Origin of the sequence: Cupriavidus neocaledonicus, from assembly GCF_000372525.1 — a bacterium.
Lineage (GTDB): Bacteria > Pseudomonadota > Gammaproteobacteria > Burkholderiales > Burkholderiaceae > Cupriavidus > Cupriavidus neocaledonicus.
Genome location: NZ_AQUR01000103.1, coordinates 17468 through 36216, shown reverse-complemented (window position 1 = coordinate 36216; position 18749 = coordinate 17468). Strand labels below are relative to the sequence as shown.

General features: G+C 68.7%; 18 protein-coding genes and 1 pseudogene. 11 read left to right on the top strand and 8 right to left on the bottom strand.

Annotation, left to right across the window (positions count from 1 at the left end):
* Positions 1 to 111: 111 nt before the first annotated feature.
* On the top strand, positions 112 to 1044 hold the full coding sequence (locus A3AG_RS0121475; protein ID WP_018007415.1) for a LysR family transcriptional regulator: 933 nt from the start codon (positions 112 to 114) through the stop codon (positions 1042 to 1044).
* A 27-nt stretch (positions 1045 to 1071) separates the two neighbouring features.
* Here the strand turns inward: A3AG_RS0121475 and A3AG_RS0121470 are convergent, their stop codons facing one another.
* The 4 genes and pseudogenes from A3AG_RS0121470 to A3AG_RS0121455 all read right to left on the bottom strand — a co-directional run bounded on the left by A3AG_RS0121470 (position 1072) and on the right by A3AG_RS0121455 (position 5106).
* Positions 1072 to 2070 carry a tripartite tricarboxylate transporter substrate binding protein gene (locus A3AG_RS0121470; RefSeq protein ID WP_018007414.1) on the bottom strand — a complete coding sequence of 333 codons (999 nt, stop codon included), beginning with the start codon at positions 2068 to 2070 and terminating at the stop codon, positions 1072 to 1074.
* Between the two features lie 90 nt (positions 2071 to 2160).
* Positions 2161 to 3218 (bottom strand): annotated as a pseudogene (locus A3AG_RS31850) (beta-keto acid cleavage family enzyme).
* A gap of 52 nt (positions 3219 to 3270) precedes the next feature.
* Positions 3271 to 4113, bottom strand: a complete 843-nt coding sequence (locus A3AG_RS0121460) for a TauD/TfdA dioxygenase family protein (RefSeq protein ID WP_018007413.1) — start codon at positions 4111 to 4113, stop codon at positions 3271 to 3273.
* Between the two features lie 12 nt (positions 4114 to 4125).
* Positions 4126 to 5106, bottom strand: coding sequence for a quinone oxidoreductase family protein (locus tag A3AG_RS0121455; protein WP_018007412.1), 981 nt, complete (start codon positions 5104 to 5106; stop codon positions 4126 to 4128).
* A 163-nt stretch (positions 5107 to 5269) separates the two neighbouring features.
* On the opposite strand from A3AG_RS0121455, the gene A3AG_RS0121450 reads away from it, so the two are divergent.
* Entirely contained in the window at positions 5270 to 6268 is a 999-nt protein-coding gene (locus A3AG_RS0121450; RefSeq protein ID WP_018007411.1) for an AraC family transcriptional regulator, read from the top strand.
* Between the two features lie 10 nt (positions 6269 to 6278).
* Here A3AG_RS0121450 and A3AG_RS0121445 read toward each other — a convergent pair whose 3' ends face one another.
* Positions 6279 to 6695: a PaaI family thioesterase gene (locus A3AG_RS0121445; protein ID WP_026164370.1), complete on the bottom strand. Its 417-nt coding sequence runs from the start codon at positions 6693 to 6695 to the stop codon at positions 6279 to 6281.
* 242 nt (positions 6696 to 6937) lie between these two features.
* Here A3AG_RS0121445 and A3AG_RS0121440 point away from each other — a divergent pair, with 242 nt between their 5' ends.
* Both A3AG_RS0121440 and A3AG_RS0121435 read left to right on the top strand, forming a co-directional pair.
* Positions 6938 to 8344 (top strand): selenium-binding protein SBP56-related protein, encoded by a 1407-nt coding sequence (locus A3AG_RS0121440; RefSeq protein WP_018007409.1) that lies wholly within the window; start codon positions 6938 to 6940, stop codon positions 8342 to 8344.
* The gene (locus A3AG_RS0121435) at positions 8341 to 9006 is read left to right on the top strand and encodes a hypothetical protein (protein WP_026164369.1); all 666 of its coding nucleotides are present in this window, start codon (positions 8341 to 8343) and stop codon (positions 9004 to 9006) included. The genes A3AG_RS0121440 and A3AG_RS0121435 overlap by 4 nt, the downstream gene beginning before the upstream one ends.
* Positions 9007 to 9015: 9 nt before the next feature.
* On the opposite strand, the gene uraD is transcribed toward A3AG_RS0121435, so the two are convergent.
* Positions 9016 to 9534, bottom strand: coding sequence for a 2-oxo-4-hydroxy-4-carboxy-5-ureidoimidazoline decarboxylase (gene uraD, locus A3AG_RS0121430; RefSeq protein WP_018007407.1), 519 nt, complete (start codon positions 9532 to 9534; stop codon positions 9016 to 9018).
* A gap of 123 nt (positions 9535 to 9657) precedes the next feature.
* The gene (locus A3AG_RS0121425) at positions 9658 to 10602 is read right to left on the bottom strand and encodes a LysR family transcriptional regulator (RefSeq protein WP_026164368.1); all 945 of its coding nucleotides are present in this window, start codon (positions 10600 to 10602) and stop codon (positions 9658 to 9660) included.
* A gap of 390 nt (positions 10603 to 10992) precedes the next feature.
* Between A3AG_RS0121425 and A3AG_RS0121420 the strand changes: the two genes are divergently transcribed.
* Genes A3AG_RS0121420 through uraH (A3AG_RS0121410) form a run of 3 tightly spaced genes read left to right on the top strand, consistent with a single transcriptional unit; the run spans position 10993 to position 13228 of the window.
* Positions 10993 to 12339 (top strand): MFS transporter, encoded by a 1347-nt coding sequence (locus tag A3AG_RS0121420; protein WP_018007405.1) that lies wholly within the window; start codon positions 10993 to 10995, stop codon positions 12337 to 12339.
* A gap of 13 nt (positions 12340 to 12352) precedes the next feature.
* Positions 12353 to 12862: a hydroxyisourate hydrolase gene (uraH, locus tag A3AG_RS0121415; RefSeq protein WP_018007404.1), complete on the top strand. Its 510-nt coding sequence runs from the start codon at positions 12353 to 12355 to the stop codon at positions 12860 to 12862.
* 30 nt (positions 12863 to 12892) lie between these two features.
* Entirely contained in the window at positions 12893 to 13228 is a 336-nt protein-coding gene (gene uraH, locus A3AG_RS0121410; protein ID WP_012355646.1) for a hydroxyisourate hydrolase, read from the top strand.
* A gap of 22 nt (positions 13229 to 13250) precedes the next feature.
* On the opposite strand, the gene A3AG_RS0121405 is transcribed toward uraH (A3AG_RS0121410), so the two are convergent.
* The gene (locus A3AG_RS0121405; RefSeq protein ID WP_018007403.1) at positions 13251 to 13697 is read right to left on the bottom strand and encodes a winged helix-turn-helix transcriptional regulator; all 447 of its coding nucleotides are present in this window, start codon (positions 13695 to 13697) and stop codon (positions 13251 to 13253) included.
* A 105-nt stretch (positions 13698 to 13802) separates the two neighbouring features.
* Between A3AG_RS0121405 and A3AG_RS0121400 the strand changes: the two genes are divergently transcribed.
* From A3AG_RS0121400 to A3AG_RS0121385, 4 genes are all read left to right on the top strand, one after another.
* On the top strand, positions 13803 to 15047 hold the full coding sequence (locus tag A3AG_RS0121400; protein WP_018007402.1) for an MFS transporter: 1245 nt from the start codon (positions 13803 to 13805) through the stop codon (positions 15045 to 15047).
* A 120-nt stretch (positions 15048 to 15167) separates the two neighbouring features.
* Positions 15168 to 15722, top strand: coding sequence for a hypothetical protein (locus tag A3AG_RS0121395; RefSeq protein WP_026164366.1), 555 nt, complete (start codon positions 15168 to 15170; stop codon positions 15720 to 15722).
* 313 nt (positions 15723 to 16035) lie between these two features.
* Positions 16036 to 17445 (top strand): hypothetical protein, encoded by a 1410-nt coding sequence (locus tag A3AG_RS0121390; RefSeq protein WP_018007400.1) that lies wholly within the window; start codon positions 16036 to 16038, stop codon positions 17443 to 17445.
* A gap of 131 nt (positions 17446 to 17576) precedes the next feature.
* Entirely contained in the window at positions 17577 to 18557 is a 981-nt protein-coding gene (locus A3AG_RS0121385; RefSeq protein WP_026164365.1) for an ABC transporter substrate-binding protein, read from the top strand.
* Positions 18558 to 18749 lie beyond the last annotated feature (192 nt).

The following is an 18749-nucleotide window of genomic DNA, read 5'->3' as shown; positions in this document are numbered from 1 at the left end:
TCGTCTGGCATCTGAAAAAACAGAGCAAGAGCAACTTAAGTCGGCTATCGTTGCCCGGCCGGCAACACCACGACACGCCGGCGCCCTCCACGCCAGACAGCGAGAACCGACATGCGGGAACTGAACCAGCGCAGGCTGCGCTATTTCCACGAGGTACTGACGCACGGCTCGATCCGTGGCGCGGCCGACAGCATCAACACCTCGCCGTCGGTGATCACGCGCCAGATCCGCCTGCTGGAAGAAGAAGTGGGCGCGCCGCTGTTCGACCGCCATGCGCGCGGCGTGCAGCCGACCGAAGCGGCGCAGCACCTGCTGGAATACTGGCGCGGCTGCCGCGCCCAGCAGGAACTGTTCGAAGACCGCCTGCAGGCCCTGCGCGGGCTGCAGCACGGCCAGGTGCGCATCGCCACCAGCGAGGGCTATGTCGACGGCCTGATGGATGAAGTGCTGACGGATTTCTGCGCGCGCTATCCGCGGCTGGACGTGACCGTCGACATCCTGCCGGTGAACAACGTGCTGCAGGAGGTGGCCGAAAGCCGCGCCCATATCGGCCTGGCCTACAATCCGCCCGGCCATGCGGACATTGCCTGGGTGGCCACGTCGTCGCAGCCGGTGGTGCTGCTGGTGCATGCCGGGCATCCGCTGGCGCGCCGCGGCGGCAAGGTCCAGGTGCAGGAACTGGCCGACTATCCGCTGGCCATGATGCCGCCGGCATTCGGCCTGGGCCAGGTGGTGCAGATGCTGGCGTACGCGGAGAACATCCAGATCCGCCCGACGCTGACCACCAACTCGCTGGCGGTGCTGCGCCACTTCGTGAAGCGCCATGACGGCATCACGCTGATCGGCGGCTTTGCGGCCTACCGGGAATTGCAGTCCGGCGAACTGGTGACCTTGCCGATCGCCCATCCGCTGTTCGAAGCCGCCAAGGCGCGCCTGCTGGTCAAGGCGGGCCGGCCGATGGGCGTGGCCGCCAAGACGCTGCTCGACTGCATCCTGCGCGACATGTCGATGTTCGCCGGCGCGCGCCGGCGCAGGAAGCGTTAGCCCCGGCCTGACCGCTCCGGTGCGCGCTTACTCCGGCACGAAGCCAATCGACCGCAGCAGTTCCGCCTGCCGCTCATACGCCGCGCGCGCTTCCTTTGACAGCGCCTCGCTGCCGAGCGGCTGCCCGTTGTCCATGCCCATGTCTTCGACGTGCTTGCGGTAGCCTTGCTGCTGCACGATCGCCAGCGTGGCGTTGCGGATCTTTTCCTGCACCGCCGCGGGCACGTCCGACGGCAGCCACAGGCCCATCCAGCCGGGCTCCGTCATCGCCGGGAAGCCGACCTCGGCGAAGGTCGGCACGTCCGGCAGCGCGGGGATGCGCTTCGGGTAGGCCACGGCATAGGCCCTGAGCTTGCCGGCCTTGATCAGAGGCAATGAGGTCGCCAGGCCGTCGAACATCAGCGGCACGTGCCCGCCCATCACGTCCTGCAACGCGGGCGGCGAGCCCTTGTAGCCGACGTGGCTCATGTTGACGCCCGCCAGCCGGTTGAACTGGACCCCGAGGGTCTGCCCGCGCATGCCGGCGGCATACGAGGCGTAGTCGATCTGTCCCGGCTTGCTCTTGATGTAGGCCAGCAGCTCGCTGAAGTTCTTCGCCGGCAGTTTCGGGTTGCCGACCAGCACCAGGCCGGTGCGCGCCACCTGGGCAATCGGCTTCAGGTCCCTGAACGGATCGAACGAGACCTTCAGCGCCAGCGGCGTCTCGGAAACGATGCCGCCCTGGATCAGCAGCACGGTATGCCCGTCGTGCGGCGCCGACAGCAGCGTGCCGACCGCGATCGCACCGGCACCGCCGGGCTTCTGCTCGACGATCACCGGCTTGCCCAGCGCTTGCGTCAGCCCCTCGGCCAGCAGGCGCGCGAGGATGTCGGCGGTGCCGCCGGCAGGGCCGCCGACCACGATCCTGACCACCTTGGTCGGCCACGCCTGCGCATGGGCGGGCGCGGGGAACGCAGCCGGCAGCGCCAGGCCGAGCATGCCTGTCAGCAATGCCCTGCGGCGCGCCGACGGTTGTGCTTGCTTCATGGTTGTCTCTCCGTATATGCGAGGGCTCGGGGCAGCCCGCTGCCGCCCCTGCCCTTCTGCGGGCCGCTTGCCGGTGGCAGGCGGACCGGTTCAGGCAGCCTTGCGCAGGAAGCCCTGGTTGCCGCCATTGCGGTTCGGCGCGAAGCCGTTGGCCGCCAGCGTCTCTTCGACCGTGTCGTAGAACACGCCGATCCTCTGGATCTCGCGCGCTTCCTGCGCGGTAGCCACCTTGCGGCCGAACTCGCCGGCGATGCGCACCAACTGCTCGATCTGCCTGACGGTGCTCATCTTGGCCGTGCGCGACTGGTTCCACAGGCAGTCCTCGGTGCCGCAGCGCACATGCAGCCCCAGCGCGATACCCATCATGTTCACCGGCAGCACGTTGCGCACCGAGCTTTCGACGGTCAGCACCGCACCATCCGGCACCGCACGGACCATATTGGCCAGGTTGAACACGCTCGCGCATCCATGCCGCCGCTGATGGCGACCCAGTTCATCACCAGCGGGCCCTTGTAGATGCCGCGCCGGATCAGCCGCTCGACGGATTCGAAGCTATTGATGTTGTAGCACTGGAATGCGCTCTGGATGCCGGCGGCGGACAGGCGGCGGATATGCTCCTCGACCCAGCCGGGCTGGGCGGGCACCGTCATTTCCTTGTACGCGTTGAAGATGGCGGGGTTCTCGCGCGACGTGCCCCGGAAATCCGCCAGTTCGGCATGCTCGGTGACGTTCATCTGCGAGGTGTTCACCGTCACGGTGACCTGGTCCGGCACCGGATCGAGTTCGGCCAGCATGTGGCGCGTGTCGTCGGACAGCCACTTCGCGGCATCGCCCTCGTTCTCCGGGGCGAAACTGATCGACCCGCCCACCTGGATCACCATCTCCGGCACCGCCTTGCGCACGCCGGCGATCAGTTCGTTGAACTTGGACAGGCGCTTCGAGCCCTTGCCGTCGAGTTCGCGCACATGCAGGTGCAGCACCGTCGCGCCGGCGTTGTAGCAGTCAACGGCCTTCTGGATCTGGTCTTCCATCGTCAGCGGGATATCTTCCGGAAAGTCGGACGGCAGCCAGCCGGGCGCGTAAGGGGCCGCGGTGATGATCAGCGGCTGCTGGTTTTCAGGGAACAGGGACCCATCTAGGTAATGCACGGCATGTCTCCTTTCATCGTGGTGCTGGCCAGGCTTGCGGCGCTGGCGTGGCTCAGAACGGCTTGTCGCCGATGATCGCGGCGCGCTCCATCTTGCGCGGCGCCGGCCAGTAGTCCTGCACCGCGTAGTGCTGGGTGCAGCGGTTGTCCCAGATCGCCACGCTGTTGGGCTGCCAGCGGAAACGCACCTGGTACTCGGGAATCGCCGCCTGGCTGATCAGGTAGTTCAGCAGATGGCTCGCACCCGGGGTCTTGTCCTGCCCGTAGCGCACGTTCTCGGGCGTGTGGAAATTGACGAAGTGGGTGGAAAAGCCGCAGACATAGAGCACCTTCTCGCCGGTCTCCGGATGCGTGCGCACCACCGGGTGCTCGACCGCGGGGTACTGCGCGGCCAGCCTGGCACGGTTCTCCGGGCTCATCGCCGCGCCGAAGGAATGCTCGATGCCGTGCTTGGCGCGCAGGCCGCCGATGCGCTGCCTGATTTCCTCGGGCAAGTGCTCGTACGCCGCGGCCATGTTGACCCAGATGGTGTCGCCCCCGACCGGTGGCGACTCGATGCAGCGCAGCACGCAGCCCATCGGCGGGCATTCGCGCCAGCTGCCGTCGGTGTGGTAACTGTTCTCGTAGTTCTCGCGCTTGTCGCTGCGGTAGATCTGCACCAGGCCGGGATGGTCGGGATCGCTGCCCGCCACCGGATGGTCTTCCAGTTCGCCGAAGCGCCGCGCGAACGCCACGTGGTCGGCGCGCGAGATCTGCTGGTCGCGCAGGAACAGCACCTTGTGCTCGAGCAGCAGCGACCTGATCTCGGCAAACAGCGCCGCATCGCGCGCGGCATCGGCCAGGCTGACGCCGCTCAGTTCGGCGCCGATGCTGCAGGTAAGTTGTTGGACTTGCATGAAGACGCTCCTTTACAGCACGAAGATCGATGAGCCGGTGGTCCGGCGCGACTCCAGGTCGCGGTGGGCCTGGACCGCATCCTGCAGCGCGTAGCGCTGGTTGATGCCGATGCGAAGTCGCCCGGCGGCCACGTGGCCGAACACTTCCGCGGCCAGTTCGGCCTTCTCGGCGGGATCGGCGATGTAGTCGGCCAGCGCCGGACGGGTCAGGTAGAGCGAGCCTTTCCGCGCCAGCAGTTGCGGATCGAACGGCGGAATCGTTCCCGAGGCGGTGCCGACGCAGACCATCAGGCCGCGCCGCCTGAGTGAATCCAGCGAGGCCTGGAAGGTGCTGCGGCCGACGCTGTCGAACACCACCGACACGCCCGCGCCGTCGGTCAGCTCGCGCACCCGCGTTGCCACGTCCTCGCGGCTGTAGTCGATGACGTGGTCGCAGCCATGCGCGCGCGCCAGCTCGGCCTTGGCTTCGGTCGAGACCGTGCCGATCACGGTCAGGCCGAGCAGCTTCGCCCACTGCGAGACGATCAGGCCGACGCCGCCGGCGGCCGCGTGCAGCAGGATGGTCTCGCCGCCGCTGAATGGATAGATGCGGCGCATCAGGTAGGCCGAGGTCAGGCCGCGCATGGTCATCGCCGCGGCGGTCTCGAAGGAAATCGCATCCGGCAGGTGGATCAGCGGCGCGGCCGGCACCAGGCGCTCGCTGCAGTAGGCACCCAGTGTGTTGGTGAAGCCGGTATAGGTGACGCGGTCGCCCTCCGCGATGTGGGTCACGCCCGGGCCCACCGCCTGCACCACGCCGGCCGCCTCGACCCCCATGCCGCTGGGCAGCGGCACCGGGTAGGTGCCGTTGCGGAAGTAAGTGTCGGCATAGTTGAGGCCGACCGCGACGTGGCGGATCCGTACCTCGCCCGGGCCCGGATCGCCGACTTCGGCGTCCTCGTAGCGGAGGACTTCGGGGCCTCCGGTCTCGTACATGCGAATGGCTTTGGCCAAGGCTGTCTCCTGATTGTGGTGTCCTGCGCGCGCCGCTATCATTGGCGCGGCGCAGTCGATTGTGAGACAGCCGGGGCGCGGCGCCCTTGACCGATCGCGCCACGATTTGCCATTTGACGACAGCCACGACCGACGCCCCCACCCCACTCTCGCGGCAGCCCCCATGACCGTCCTCGTTCGCAGCGCATCGCTGACCAAATACCTGGGAATCGCCCGGGGCGCGGGCCTGGATCCGGTGCGGATGGTGGCCCGGGCAGGCCTGGACCAGGCGTGCCTGTACACGCCCGACCTGCGCATCCCCGAGCAGCGCCTGGCGCAAGTGCTGGAGGCCTCGGCGCGCGAGACCAGCTGCCATTCGCTTGGCCTGATGGTGGGTGAATCGTGGCGCCTGTCGGACTTCGGCCCGGTCAGCCTGCTGTTGCAGCACCAGCCCACGCTGCGCGACGCGCTGGCCGAGATCGAGCGCTACCGCCACTGGCTCAGCGACTCCATCGCCATCCTGGTCACCGAGCATCCCGGTGTCGCGGTGCTGCACGTGACGCTGCAGACCGGGCGGCAACAGCCCGGCAGGCAGGCGATGGAACTGACCGTGGCCGCATTGCACAGCCTGATCCGCGCCATGCTGGGCGAGTCGTGGATGCCGCACAGCGTGCATTTCGCGCATGCGGCGCCGGCCGACCTGCGCCTCCACCGGCGCCTGTTCGGGCCGCGCATCGAATTTGGTTCGGACTTCGACGGGCTGGTGCTTGCCGGCGGCGACCTCGACCGCGTCAATCCCCTGGCCGATGCCAGCCTGGCCGGCTACGCGCGGGGTTTCCTTGACCTGCAACCGGGCGCCGGCAAGCCATCCATCGCCGCGGACGTGCGGCGCACCCTCAACCAGCTGCTGCCGCGCGGACGTGGCGCGGTGGAACAGGTCGCGCAAAGCCTCGGCACCAGCCCGCGCACCTTGCAGCGCCAGCTGGAACAGGATGGGCTGACGTTTTCCGCACTGGTCAATGAGGTGCGCCGCGAGCTGGCGCAGCGCCATCTGCAGGCTCCGGGGCGCCCGCTGGCGCAGGTCGCCACCTTGCTGGGATTTTCGGAACCGAGCGCCTTCTCGCGCTGGTTCGCGGCGCAGTTCGGCAAGTCGCCGACGCGCTGGCGCCAGGACGGCGCCTGAGGCGGGCCGCTTACTTCAGGTACTTCATCGTGGCGACACCGGTGGCCACCAGCAGTTCGCCATCCAGCCACACCTCCGCCCGGGAAAAGAAGATCGAACGCCCGCGCCGGTCGACCATGCCTTTCGCCGTCAGAAGCTTGCCAGTCCCGTTGCTGAGGAAGTTCGACGTCAGCGACAGCGTGACCGCGTGCCGCGGGTTCTCGCCCGGCGCGGCGTAGAGGCCGGCATAGCCGGTGGCGGCATCGAGCAAGGTGCAGATCGTGCCGCCATGCACGACGCGGCTGCGGTTGAGCATGCTGCGCGCCAGCGGCAGTTCCAGCTCGACATGGTCGTCGCGCCAATGGGTGATCCTGACCCCGATGCTTTCCAGTGCCGGATTGTCGAGGCCGTAAGCCTGGTCCTTGCCTTCCACGATTGCCGCGTCCATCGCCCGGATGTTCCTTTGCCTGATCAAGCCTCCTTTGTGCGCGATCCGCGTGTTTCCGACCATCTGTATTTCGCAAACCGGACCTTCCGCGTGCATGAATCCACGCCCGTGGCCCGGTACGCGCGGCTTTGACTCGGCATGCAGAACGACCTAGGCTAGGTAGGCTTACCGCGCACTCGGCCACGCGCCAGGTGACGTACCGGCGATGTCGCAAGGTCCGCCAGGACCAGGGAGGGCACACCATGAACATGCGGCCAGATCCGACGTTTCACGCCTCGCCGGAGCTAGCGATCAGCGCGCCAGCGGAATCCTTTGCCTATACCGTGCTGCTCAGCCCCGATGGCGCGCAGCCCGACGCGCTTGCGGTGATCGACGTCAAGCCCGGATCGCCGACCTACAGCCAGGTGGTGCATACCGTGCCGATGACGCACAAGGGCGACGAGCTCCATCACTTCGGCTGGAATGCGTGTTCGTCGGCGCTGTCGCCGCTGACCGGCCATGCGTTCCTGGAGCGGCGCTACCTGATCATCCCGGGGATGCGCTCGTCGCGCCTGTATATCGTCGACACCAGGCCGCATCCGACCCAGGCGCGCATCCACAAGATCGTCGAGCCCGACGAGATCTTCCGCAAGACCGGCTATTCGCGGCCGCATACCGTGCACTGCGGCCCGGAGGGCATCTATGTCAGCACACTGGGCGGCAGCGGGCCGGATGGCACCGATGGCCCGCCCGGGATCTTCATCATGGACTGCGAGACCTTCGAGGTGCTGGGCCGCTGGGAGATCGACCGCGGCGCGCAGGAGAAGCACTACGATTTCTGGTGGAACCTGCCGCGCGACTACATGGTGTCGAGCGAATGGGCCCTGCCGCCGCAGTTCGAGAACGGTCTGGTGCCCGAGGACCTGCTCGGCAACCGCTACGGCCACAAGCTGCATTTCTGGGACCTGCGCGCGCGCCGCAACGTGCAGACCATCGACCTCGGCGCCAATCACCAGATGGCGCTGGAAGTGCGGCCCGCGCATGATCCGGTGCGCGAGTACGGCTTCGTCGGCGTGGTGGTCGACACCACCAACCTGGAAGGCTCGATCTGGACCTGGTGGCGCGAGGACGGCAAGTTCCACGCCGAGAAGACGGCGACGATCCCGGCCGAGCCCGCCGATCCCAGCCAGCTGCCGCCGCTGCTGCAAGGCTTCGGCGCGGTGCCGCCGCTGGTGACCGATATCGACCTGTCGCTGGACGACAAATTCCTCTATGTGTCGTGCTGGGGCACGGGCGAGATGCGCCAGTACGACGTCACCGATCCGCGCAAGCCCCGGCTGGCGGGCTCGGTCCATCTCGGCGGCATGGTCCGGCGCACCCCGCACCCCAATGGCAAGCCCTTCGCCGGCGGCCCGCAGATGGTGGAGATCAGCCGCGACGGCGAGCGCGTCTACTGGACCAACTCGCTGTATTCCAGCTGGGACCAGCAGTTCTACCCCGACGGCATTCCCGGCGCGCAGGTCATGGCGCGGGCCGCAGCGGACGGCGGCCTGACGCTGGCCGACGATTACTGGGTCGAGTTTCCCGAAGGCTACCGCGCGCACCAGATCCGGCTGGAAGGCGGCGACTGCTCGACCGATTCGTTTTGCTATCCCTCGGCCAGGGCTTGACCGGTCACGCGTGGGAACAGCTTGGCCTGTGGTCGGCGGTGCTGGCCAGCGGGCTCTATCACGGCGTCAACCCGGCGATGGGATGGCCTCTGGCCGTATCGAACGGGCTGCTGGCGCACAGCGGCCGAGCGCTCGTCGCCGCGCTCGGGTATCTGGCGGCCGGGCACGCGCTGGCGGTGCTGGCGGTGACGTTGCCGTTCGGCATGCTGGCCGCGCTGGTCGCCTGGCAGGCGCAGATCCGCATCGGCGCCAGCGTGCTGCTGATCGGCTGCGGCATCGCGCTGCTGCTCAGGCGCGGCCATCCGCGCGCGCTGGTGCGCATCGCGCCGTCGCGCCTGGCACTGTGGTCGTTCGCGGTGGCGATCGCGCATGGTGCCGGGCTGATGCTGGTGCCGATCTATCTTGGCCTGTGCCGCACCGATAGCGAGCCGGGGCACCAGGCCGCCGCCACGCTCGCCGGTGCTAACCTCGGCATGGCGCTGGCGGTGGCGCTGCTGCATACGCTGGCGATGTTTGCCATGGGCGGCGGCATGGCGTGGCTGGTCTACCGCTACCTGGGGCTGCAGTTCGTCTCGCGCAGCTGGTTCAACCTGGAGGCGCTCTGGGCCCTGAGCCTGATGCTGGTGGGGATGCTGGCGCTGGGCCTGGAAGCGGCTGGATAGCCGCCGTGCTCAGCCGGCCAGGCGCGCCGCCAGCCGTGCCCGCGTGATGGCCGCGATCTGGGCCAGCGCCTCGTCCAGCTCCTGCTGCGTGCTGCGGCCGATGCGGCGCTCGAACGCGGCAAAGATGCCTTCGCGGGTGTAGTGGCGCACGCAGATGATGAAGGGGAAGCCGTGGCGGGCCTGGTAGTCGGCATTGAGCCGGTCCAGCGCGGCTTCCTGCTGCACCGACATCGCATCCAGTCCGGCGCTCTTCTGCTCGGCGTTGGAATCCGCCGTCATGGTGCCCGCGCGGATATTGCGCGCCGACAGCTGCGGGTGCAGGTTCAGGAAATCGCACTGACGCGGCGCGTCCAGCTTGCGCACCACGTCCATCATCGCGCCATGCAGTGCTGCCACCGAGGCGAACGGCCGCTGCGCCCAGGCGCCTGCCGCGGCCTGCGGAAAGTGTTCGAACACGCTGCCGAAGGCCTCGGCAAAGGCCGCTTCGTCCAGCGCGTTGACCGACGCCAGGTCGAGGGGTTGAGACATGGAGGCTTCTCCCGTAGGGATTCCCGCAAGGGCAATCGTTGAATACGGGGCCGAGTATAGGAACGCCCCGCCGCAGCGGCGAGAGCCCGCGCCCTATAGATCGCATAACAGAAACCGATACCGCTAACGGTGCAGGTCGCGCAGGTCGCGCAGTTCCTGCGAGGCCGCGCTCAGCATGCCGCGCAGCCACACATGCGCGGCCGAGCGGTGGCGCGACGGGTGCCACAGCTGGTAGAAGCGCATGAAGGGGAACTCGATCGGCGGTTCCAGCACCGCCAGCGGCACATGCTGCGCGTGGTAGTTGGCGAAGTGGCGCGCGGTGGTCAGGATCAGATCGGTGCCGGGGATCAGGCTGGGCGCGAGGTTGAAGTAAGGACAGCTGACCCGGTTGTCGCGATGCACGCGCATGGTGCTCAGGCCCGCATCCACCAGCCCGCGCTGGTCGCGCGAATACGGCGTCGGCACGATATGCGATGCGCCCAGGTAGGCCTGCGCGGTGAACTTGCCGGGCTGCGCGTGCACGCTGTCCTGCGCCACCACGCACACCACCTCGTCTTCCAGCAGCACCGACAGGTGCAGGTGCTCGGGCGGATTGGGCCAGTTGCCGATCACGATATCGACCGCGCCCGCCGACAGCGCCTGCTCATAGTCGAAGCTGGCCCCGAGCGGCAGCGCCGACAGCCGCGCATGCGGCGCGGCGCGGCGCACCGCGCGCACCACGTGCGCAAAGAACGGCGGCGCCAGGTAGTCCGGCATCGCCACCACGAAGCTCTGCTCGGTGGTGGCCGGATCGAAGCGGTCGTCCGAGACCAGCAGGTTGTCGAGCGCGCTGAGCGCGGCCTGGGCGTTGCGCGCCAGCTGCAGCGCGCGCTCGGTCGGCACCATCACGTTCTTCTCGCGCGTCAGCAGCGGGTCGTTGAAGATCGCGCGCAGGCGCTTGAGCGCGGCGCTGATGGCCGGCTGCGACTGGTTCAGGCGGATCGCCGTGCGCGACACGCTCTGCTCGGCGATCAGGATGCACAGCACGCGCAGCAGGTAGGTGTCGAACGGGTCGTCGGCGCGAATCATGTTGAGTCCGTGGCAAGAAAAAGGAAGGCATGGCGAGTGCGGCTGCCGCCGCTCGCGGCGGTGCCGGTATGCCAGGCCATGGCGACTTTGTAGCGTGTCGCGCACCGCACGGCAACCGGTGGAACCCGCACAGGCGCCGCCGCTGCGCATGCGCGGCATCCCCGCCGCGGGCCGGTCAGGGTAATCCATAGGTCCGCCGGCAGCCGCCGCCGCTGCCCGCAAACCCGCGCCAGGCAAGGGATGGCGGCCCATATCGACGCTGCTATGGGGCCTATACCAGCCCCCTCGTTTCGCATCGGCGGGCCATTCATATACTTGCTCCCAACCCGGCGGAGCGCATGCACCGCCACCAGGCCCGGCCTGGCAGAACACCACAAGACAGGAGACATCATGTCGATCACGAAACAAGGCATACCGGTCTTCGCCGGCACCGCCGAAGACGCCGAGGACAGCGTCTACCGCAAGGTAACCTGGCGCCTGCTGCCCTTCCTCGGGGTGCTGTGGGTGCTGGCGTGGCTGGACCGCGTCAACATCGGCTTCGCCAAGCTGCAGATGCTGGACGCGCTGCGCTTCAGCGAAGCCGTGTACGGGCTGGGCGCGGGCATCTTTTTCCTGGGCTACTTCTTCTTCGAAGTGCCGTCGAACATGCTGCTGCAGAAGATCGGCGCCAAGAAGACGATCATGCGCATCACCATCTGCTGGGGCGTGATCTGCATGCTGCAGAGCTACGTCACCACGCCCACGCAGTTCTACATCCTGCGCTTCCTGCTGGGCGCGTTCGAGGCCGGCTTCTACCCCGGCGTGATCCTGTACCTGACCTACTGGTACCCCTCGCAGCGCCGCGCGCGCGCCTTCGGCACCTTCATGTCGGCGTCCGCCATCGCCGGCGTGCTGGGCGGCCCGCTGGCCGGCTGGATCATGACCGGCATGGCGGGTGTCAACGGCATGCACGGCTGGCAGTGGCTGTTCATCCTGGAAGGCATCCCGTCGGTGCTGGCCGGCATCTTTGCCTGGTTCTACATGACCGACAAGCCCGAGCAGGCGCGCTGGCTGTCCGACGCCGAGAAGCGCGTGGTGCAGGACGCGCTCAGGCGCGACCACGCGGCGATGGGCGAGCGCGGCCACGACTGGCGCACGCCCTTCACCAATCCTAAGGTCTGGCTGCTGATCGCGATCTTCTTCTGCCTGCTGTGCGCCAACTCGACGCTGACCTTCTGGATCCCGACCATCATCAAGGACGTGGGCTTCACCACACCGATGGCGGTGGGCTGGATCGCCGCGGTGGCCTACCTGTGCGGCGCCGCCGGCATGATCCTCAACGGCGCGCATTCCGACCGCCGCAACGAAGTGCGCTGGCATTTCAGCGGCGCGGCGCTGGTCGGCGGCGGTGCCATGGCCGTGCTGGCGGTGCTGCTGGGCGCGCAGGTGCTGTCGCCGGTGATCGCGCTGCTGGCCATGACCGCCGCGCTGGTGGGCACCATGAGCGCGATCCCGGTGTTCTGGCAGCTGCCCAACCGCTACTTGGCCGGCAGCGCCGCCGCGGTGGGCGTGGCGCTGATCAACTCGGTGGCCAACCTGGCCGGCTTCGGCGCCCCGTACGTGATGGGGCTGGTCAAGAACACCACCGGCAAGCTCACCTCGGGGCTGTACCTGGTGGCAGTGATCGAAGTGCTGGCCGCGGTGCTGGTGCTGGTGGGCATCCGCCAGCTGCGCGGCAAGCCGGCACCGGCACGTTAAGGAGGAGCCCGAGATGGACGACCATACCTTTGATCCCTCGCGCCGGCGCTTTGCGCTGCGATCGATGACGCTGGGCGGCGGCGCGCTGCTGGCCGGCACTAGCTGGGGCGCCACGCCCGACGCGCCCGCGCCCAACCAGACCGCGGCGCCGGTGCAGCAAGGCGGCCTGGGCCCGCGCCTGACAATGCATGCGCTCGACACCTACCACGGCACGCCCGCGGCCGGCATGCGCGTGGAGATGTTCCGCATCGACCATGGCCAGCGCACGCCGCTGCAGACCATCACGCTGGCCGCCAACGGCCGCAGCGAGCCGCCGCTGCTGGTCGGCGACAGTTACCGCACCGGCACCTACGAGCTGATCCTGCATGCCGACGAATACTTCGCCGCGCGCAAGGCCAGCCTGCCGCAACCGTCGTTCCTGTCGAAGATCCCGCTGCGCGTGCGCGTCACCGACGCCGGCCAGCGCATCCACCTGCCCGTGCTGTTCGGGCCGTGGAGCTACAACTACTACCGCGGCAGCTGAGCGCGCGGCCCAACCCAGAGAGATCGCATCATGGCAGGTATCAGCACCCATGTGCTCGACGTATCGCTGGGCCGCCCGGTGGCCGGCATGCAGGTCGAGCTGTTCGACGTCGCGGTGCAGCCGCCCCGGCTGCTCGCGCGCACCCGCACCAACCACGACGGCCGCACCGACGCGCCGATGCTGCCGCCGGCGCAGGCGCGCACCGGCGAGTTCGAGCTGCGCTTCTGGGTGGCGGACTATTTCCGCACCCCCGACGTGTTCGCCGACATCGTGCCGGTACGCTTTACCATCGCCGATGCCGCGCAGCACTACCACGTGCCGCTGCTGTGTTCGCCGTGGAGCTTCGGCACCTATCGCGGCAGCTGAACGCGGGGGCGCAGGGCCGCGCCTACCGCGGCTTGCGCACCTGCGCCTCGTCGGGCGACAGCACCTTGCCGTCGCCGGAGCGCGGCATCATCGGCGGCACCGGCTTGCCGGTGCGCTTTTCCACCAGTTGCGAGCGGCGCTCGCCGCGTGCGAACAGGTGGTGTTCCCCCCATTGGCGCAACGCCACCACGATGGGGAACAGGCTCTTCCCCATTTCCGTCAGTACGTATTCCTGGTAGGCACTGCCGTCCGAGGCCGGACGCGTCGCCAGGATGCCGGCGTCCACCAGCCGGCGCAGGCGGTCCGACAGGATATTGCGCGCCACCGCCAGGCTGCGCTGGAAGTCGCTGAAGCGGTGCATGCCGTCGAAGGCATCGCGCACGATCATCAGCGACCAGCGGTCGCCGACCAGCGCCAGCGCGCGCGCCACGGGGCAGGTCTCTTCGCTCGGGTCCTTGCGGGTGACCATGTCAGGAAAGCCTTGGGCGCATCGCGCGCTGTCGAAGTGGTTGCATTTTAAAACCGGCAGGCTTACGCTTCAACTGGTTTTGATTTGCAACTACTTGGAAGCGCTATGGAATCCTGCTCGCGCGCGCCGGATACGGCATCGCCCACCGCTCGCCCCGCGGCCTTGCCCGCGCCGCTGCCGCGCGCCGCGGTGCTGTTGTTCGCCTGCGCCAGCGGGCTGAGCGTGGCCAACGTCTACTACGCGCAGCCGCTGCTGGACGCGCTGATGGCGGACTTCGGCATCGGTGCCGCCGCCATCGGCGGCGTGGTCACCGCCACCCAGGCCGGCTGCGCACTGGCGTTGCTGTTGCTGGTGCCGCTGGGCGACCTGCTGCCGCGCCGCCGCCTGATGCTGGCGCAAGTGCTGGCGCTGGCCGGCGCGCTGGCCGTGGTGGCGCTGGCGCCATCGGTGCCGATGCTGCTGGCGGGCATGCTGCTGACCGGCCTGCTCGGTACCGCCATGACGCAGGGACTGATCGCCTATGCGGCCGCCGCCGCGGCGCCGCGGGAACGCGGGCACGTGGTCGGCACCGCGCAGGGCGGCGTGTTTGCCGGCTTGCTGCTGGCGCGCGTGGTCGCCGGCGGCGTCAGCGACCTGGGCGGCTGGCGCAGCGTCTACGTCTGCGCCGCCGCCGCCATGCTGGTGCTGGCCTGGCTGCTGTGGCGCTCGCTGCCAGTGCTGCCAGGCCCGGCGCAGCGGATGCGCTATGCCAGCCTGGTGTGGTCGATGTTCGCGCTGCTGCGGCGCGACCGGGTTTTGCAGATCCGCGGCATGATCGCGCTGCTGATGTTCGCCGCGTTCAATATCTTCTGGAGCGCGCTGGTGCTGCCGCTGAGCGCCCCGCCCTACCAGTTGTCGCACACGGCCATCGGCGCCTTCGGGCTGGTCGGCGCGGCCGGTGCCCTGGCCGCGGCGCGCGCGGGGCGCTGGGCGGACCAGGGCCTAGGCCAGCGCACCACCTTCGCGGCCCTTGTGCTGCTGGTGGCCGCATGGCTACCGCTGTCATGGCTGGGCACCTCGCTGTGGCCGCTGGCGCTTGGTATCGTGCTGCTCGACCTGGGCGGCCAGGCCATCCATGTCACCAACCAGAGCATGATCTTCCGCGCCGACGCCACCGCGCACAGCCGGCTGGTCGGCGCCTACATGCTGTTCTATGCGAGCGGCAGCGGCGTGGGCGCGCTGGCCACCACGGCGACCTATGACATTGCCGGATGGCGCGGCGTGTGCATGCTCGGCGCGGGGGTCAGCTTGCTGGCGCTATTGTTCTGGGCCGGCACGCGACGATGGATGCCGGCGCGGGCCGCGTCATAGCGTGGCCTCACCCGTTCAGGCCAAAGCAGCGCGAAAGCCGGGGAAAGATCCGTGCAAGAAGGCTTTAGAATCTCGCATCCAACCCGAATGCAAAACGTGAAAGCCTTTTCCCGCCTCAACATGAAGCAACTGTCCCTGCTCTGCGCCGCACTGCTGGCCTCGGTTTCCGTCCAAGCCGCCACCGCTGCCGCCCCGCCGGAAGCGGCCGGCAACACTGCCGCGCCACTTGGGCTCGAACTCGGCAAGGCCCGCTGCTCGCGCCTGGCGCCGCCGCAGAACCATGCAAAAACCGGCACCTCCGAGTGGGCCGGCGGCGATACGGTGGAACTGAAGCACCTGGAGCGCTTCCATCTGCCCGGCCTGTCGCGCGTGGTGCTGAACTGCGATGCGCAGGATGCGGTGGCGCTGGTCACCATGACCTTCGAGCGCTCTGTCATGGAAGACGTACGCAGGAAGCTGGACGAGCGCTATGCCGCCGTGCGCAAGACCGAAGGCGCGGCCGAGAACGGCTATGCCGAATGGAGCGCGGCCAATGGCAGCCTGGAACTGCTCTACGGGCGCGACAGCAAGCACTTCACCGTGGCTTACTGGGCCAGGGGCGCCAAGGCCAGGTACTTCGCCTACAGCGGCGCCGGCAAGAAGCCCGCGGCCCCGCCCCAGCCTGCGCCGCTGTAGCGGCGGGCCGCGGCGCGGACCGGCCGAGCCGTGTCGCCAGGCGCTTCCGGGCGCCGAGATCATCACTGCACGACTTTGATGCGCTGGACGATTCCTTTGTATGGAAGCCGCCGTCTCGCCTATGCTGTCCAGTGCGGCAACGAAAAAAAAACCGCAGCATCACATGCACTGAAAACAAGAAGGGGCAAGTCCCCACGAGCGGGAAGCGCAGCGGCTGGCGCCTCCCTGCTTTTGCCTTGGCCTGGTCACGGGGTGAGTCGATCGCACGCGAGCTTGTGGGGGCTCATGGGCGGGATTCACCGTTGACGACAACATGACAGACCAATTCCTGTTCAGCAAGCCGTTCACGTTTCTCGCCTGTGCCGGCATGACCGAAGTCAGGGACGGCATCGAGGCACTGGAAGCGCTTCCGGGCCACCTGTTCTGGCTGGAGAACGAGGATTTCATCCGCCGGGTCTACGTGCCCGATTTCCTGGCGCAGAGCCGCGCCGCCCTCGAGGCCGCGATGCCGGGCGGGCCGGAGCTGATCGACGCGCTTGCGCCCGAGATCCGCCGCAGCACGGGCGTGCTGCCGGCGCTGCGCCAGCTGTCCTCGGACCAGGCCGCGCTGGCCCACTCGTACTGCTACTGGTGCTATTGCGCCGATGTGGTCGGGCGCGCCCAGGGCATACCGCGCAGCGCCATCGCGCGCCAGTTCGAGCGCGCCGTGGCGCCGCGCGACGGTGCGCACAAGCTGCAATGGCTGTGCCCATGCTGCGGCGGCCGGGCGCAGTATCAGGTCGATGGTCTGCTGGCGTCGCAGCGGCCGGTGCGCCAGGGCGGCTTTTCGCTCGAATGCGCGCATTGCGGACACCAGGAGCGGCTCTATGCCGGCTTCCTGCACGCGGGCCGGCTCGAATGCCGCTGCGCGCTGTGCACCGGTTTTGTCCAGTCGCTGGCCGGCCAGCTCGCCCGCGCCGCGCGCAAGCTGTGCGCCAGCCTGGAAGACTATGCGTGGATGCACGCGGTGGACACCGCCGCGGAAATCGGCGAACTCAAGGATGCCTCGCTGCAACGGATTGCACACGGGGACAAGCCTTCCGCCAACGCCATGGCGTTCGCGGCGGCGGCCCAGTCCGGCGAGGTGCGCACCATGCCGGAACTGCTCGCCCGCATCGACCCCACGCTGGAAAGCCGGCTCGACAAGAACCCCAGGGCCTGGGCGCTCTTGTGCGAGCTGCTGCGCGAAGGCGTGGTCGATGGCGACTGCACCATCTATGACCACGACGGCCGCAAGCACGTGGCGCTTGAAATTGCCTTGCTCGACGACGACCCGGCGCTCGACGGCCGCACGGCGCAGGACTATCTCGCGACCCTGCTGCGCGGCTACCAGCCCGCCGAGCCCGACGCCTTCGTCGGCTGGCTGAAAGCGCTGAAGCGGCTGCGCCTTTGCACCGGCCGGTTCAATGCGGCCGTCGACGTGTCATGGAAACCCAACCTCGAGCACTGCCGCATCCTGACCGCGCGCTGGTTGCAGGAGACGGCGCCAGCGGCGCCATTGGCAGCGCATGGCAGCGGCCCGTGGCCACTGCCAGCGCAGCGCGCGCGCACCCCGGAACGCCCGGTGTATCTCGACGCCGAACTGGAGGCCGTGCAGCTGCTCAAGTCGCTGGGCTATATCCTGCTCAGCCCGGAAGACATCCGCTCGCAACGGGATCCCGCCGAGTCCGCCGGACTCGACTGAGCGCATCCGCGGCGGCCATGGCCCGCCGCTTGCCACGCATATCGAAGCGCGGATTTATTCGTTGGTATGAGGGCGCGGCGCGCGTAGGTTCGGGGGTTCCGATATTGATCACCCCGAACCCCCGAAGAGCCATGACCGCTTCCCGACGCCAGTTCCTGCGCCGCGGCGCCGCCGCCACGGCCGCGCTTGCCTCCGGCCCCGTTCTGACCTTTACCACCTTCGCCGCCGGCCATGCATATGCCCAGGGCCGGCCGGTATTGAAGGCCGGCGACCAGAAGGGCGGCCTGCGCGCGTTGCTCGAATCCGCCAACGCGCTCGAGGGCCTGGCCTACGACATCCAGTGGACCGAGTTCCCCGCCGCGGCACCGCTGGCCGAGGCGCTCAACGCGGGGGCGGTCGACAGCGGCCCGATCGGCGATGCGCCGGCCATCTTCGCGCTGGCCGCCGGCACGCGCATCCGGCTGATCGGCGCCAACCGCTCCGACCCCTACGGCACCGCGGTGCTGGTGCGGCCCGACTCACCGTTGCAGCAGGCGGCGGACCTGAAAGGCAAGCGCATCGGCACCAACCGTGGCTCGATCGGGCACCTGATCGCGCTCAAGGCGCTCGAATCCGCTGGGCTGAAACCAGAGGACGCCGACCTGCGCTTCCTGCCGCCCGCGGACGCCAAGCTGGCGCTGAGCAGCGGCTCGATCGATGCCTGGGCCACATGGGAGCCCTATACCGCGATGGCGGAAACCAGCCAGCACGCGCGCGTGCTGGTCAACGGCCGCGGGCTGTGGTCCGGCCTCAGCTACCTGGCCGCGACCGACGCGGCGCTGGCGGCCAAGCGCCCGGTGCTGCAGGACTTCCTGCATCGCGTGGTGCGCGCGCAGCAGTGGTCCTACCAGCATGTGCCGGAGTTCTCGGCGACGCTGGCGCGCATCATCGGCATCTCGCCGCAGGCGGCGCGGCTGCAGTTCGAGCGGCGCCGCACGCAGTGGCGCAGCATCGACGCGGCGTTGATCGCCGAACAGCAGCGCACCGCGGATTTCTACCTGAATTCCGGCCTGCTCAAGCAGCGGCTCGAGGTGCGCCAGACCTTCGACTCCGGGTTCTCCCTGAGCGCCTGAGCGACCGCGCCCGTCGCGTTGACGCCGCAAGCGACGCCGGCGAGGCCCCGGCCCCCGCCGCGGCCGGTACAGGAATTCCATGATTGACGCAGCCCCGTGCCAGCGCTCCCCGCGGCCCGGCGCGGGCTGCGCGTGCGCGGCCGGCTCTGGCCCCACCGAATTGCGGCAACTGGTCCTATAGGACCGGAATCG

Coding starts and splice junctions, on each gene's coding strand:
- A3AG_RS0121450 (WP_018007411.1), top strand. CDS start 5,270: ATGACCGTCCTCGTTCGCAGCGCATCGCTGACCAAATACCTGGGAATC.
- A3AG_RS0121470 (WP_018007414.1), bottom strand. CDS start 2,070: ATGAAGCAAGCACAACCGTCGGCGCGCCGCAGGGCATTGCTGACAGGC.
- A3AG_RS0121460 (WP_018007413.1), bottom strand. CDS start 4,113: ATGCAAGTCCAACAACTTACCTGCAGCATCGGCGCCGAACTGAGCGGC.
- A3AG_RS0121405 (WP_018007403.1), bottom strand. CDS start 13,697: ATGGTCACCCGCAAGGACCCGAGCGAAGAGACCTGCCCCGTGGCGCGC.
- A3AG_RS0121420 (WP_018007405.1), top strand. CDS start 10,993: ATGTCGATCACGAAACAAGGCATACCGGTCTTCGCCGGCACCGCCGAA.
- A3AG_RS0121390 (WP_018007400.1), top strand. CDS start 16,036: ATGACAGACCAATTCCTGTTCAGCAAGCCGTTCACGTTTCTCGCCTGT.
- A3AG_RS0121440 (WP_018007409.1), top strand. CDS start 6,938: ATGAACATGCGGCCAGATCCGACGTTTCACGCCTCGCCGGAGCTAGCG.
- A3AG_RS0121445 (WP_026164370.1), bottom strand. CDS start 6,695: ATGGACGCGGCAATCGTGGAAGGCAAGGACCAGGCTTACGGCCTCGAC.
- A3AG_RS0121425 (WP_026164368.1), bottom strand. CDS start 10,602: ATGATTCGCGCCGACGACCCGTTCGACACCTACCTGCTGCGCGTGCTG.
- uraD (WP_018007407.1), bottom strand. CDS start 9,534: ATGTCTCAACCCCTCGACCTGGCGTCGGTCAACGCGCTGGACGAAGCG.
- uraH (WP_018007404.1), top strand. CDS start 12,353: ATGGACGACCATACCTTTGATCCCTCGCGCCGGCGCTTTGCGCTGCGA.
- A3AG_RS0121385 (WP_026164365.1), top strand. CDS start 17,577: ATGACCGCTTCCCGACGCCAGTTCCTGCGCCGCGGCGCCGCCGCCACG.
- A3AG_RS0121395 (WP_026164366.1), top strand. CDS start 15,168: ATGAAGCAACTGTCCCTGCTCTGCGCCGCACTGCTGGCCTCGGTTTCC.
- A3AG_RS0121400 (WP_018007402.1), top strand. CDS start 13,803: ATGGAATCCTGCTCGCGCGCGCCGGATACGGCATCGCCCACCGCTCGC.
- A3AG_RS0121475 (WP_018007415.1), top strand. CDS start 112: ATGCGGGAACTGAACCAGCGCAGGCTGCGCTATTTCCACGAGGTACTG.
- uraH (WP_012355646.1), top strand. CDS start 12,893: ATGGCAGGTATCAGCACCCATGTGCTCGACGTATCGCTGGGCCGCCCG.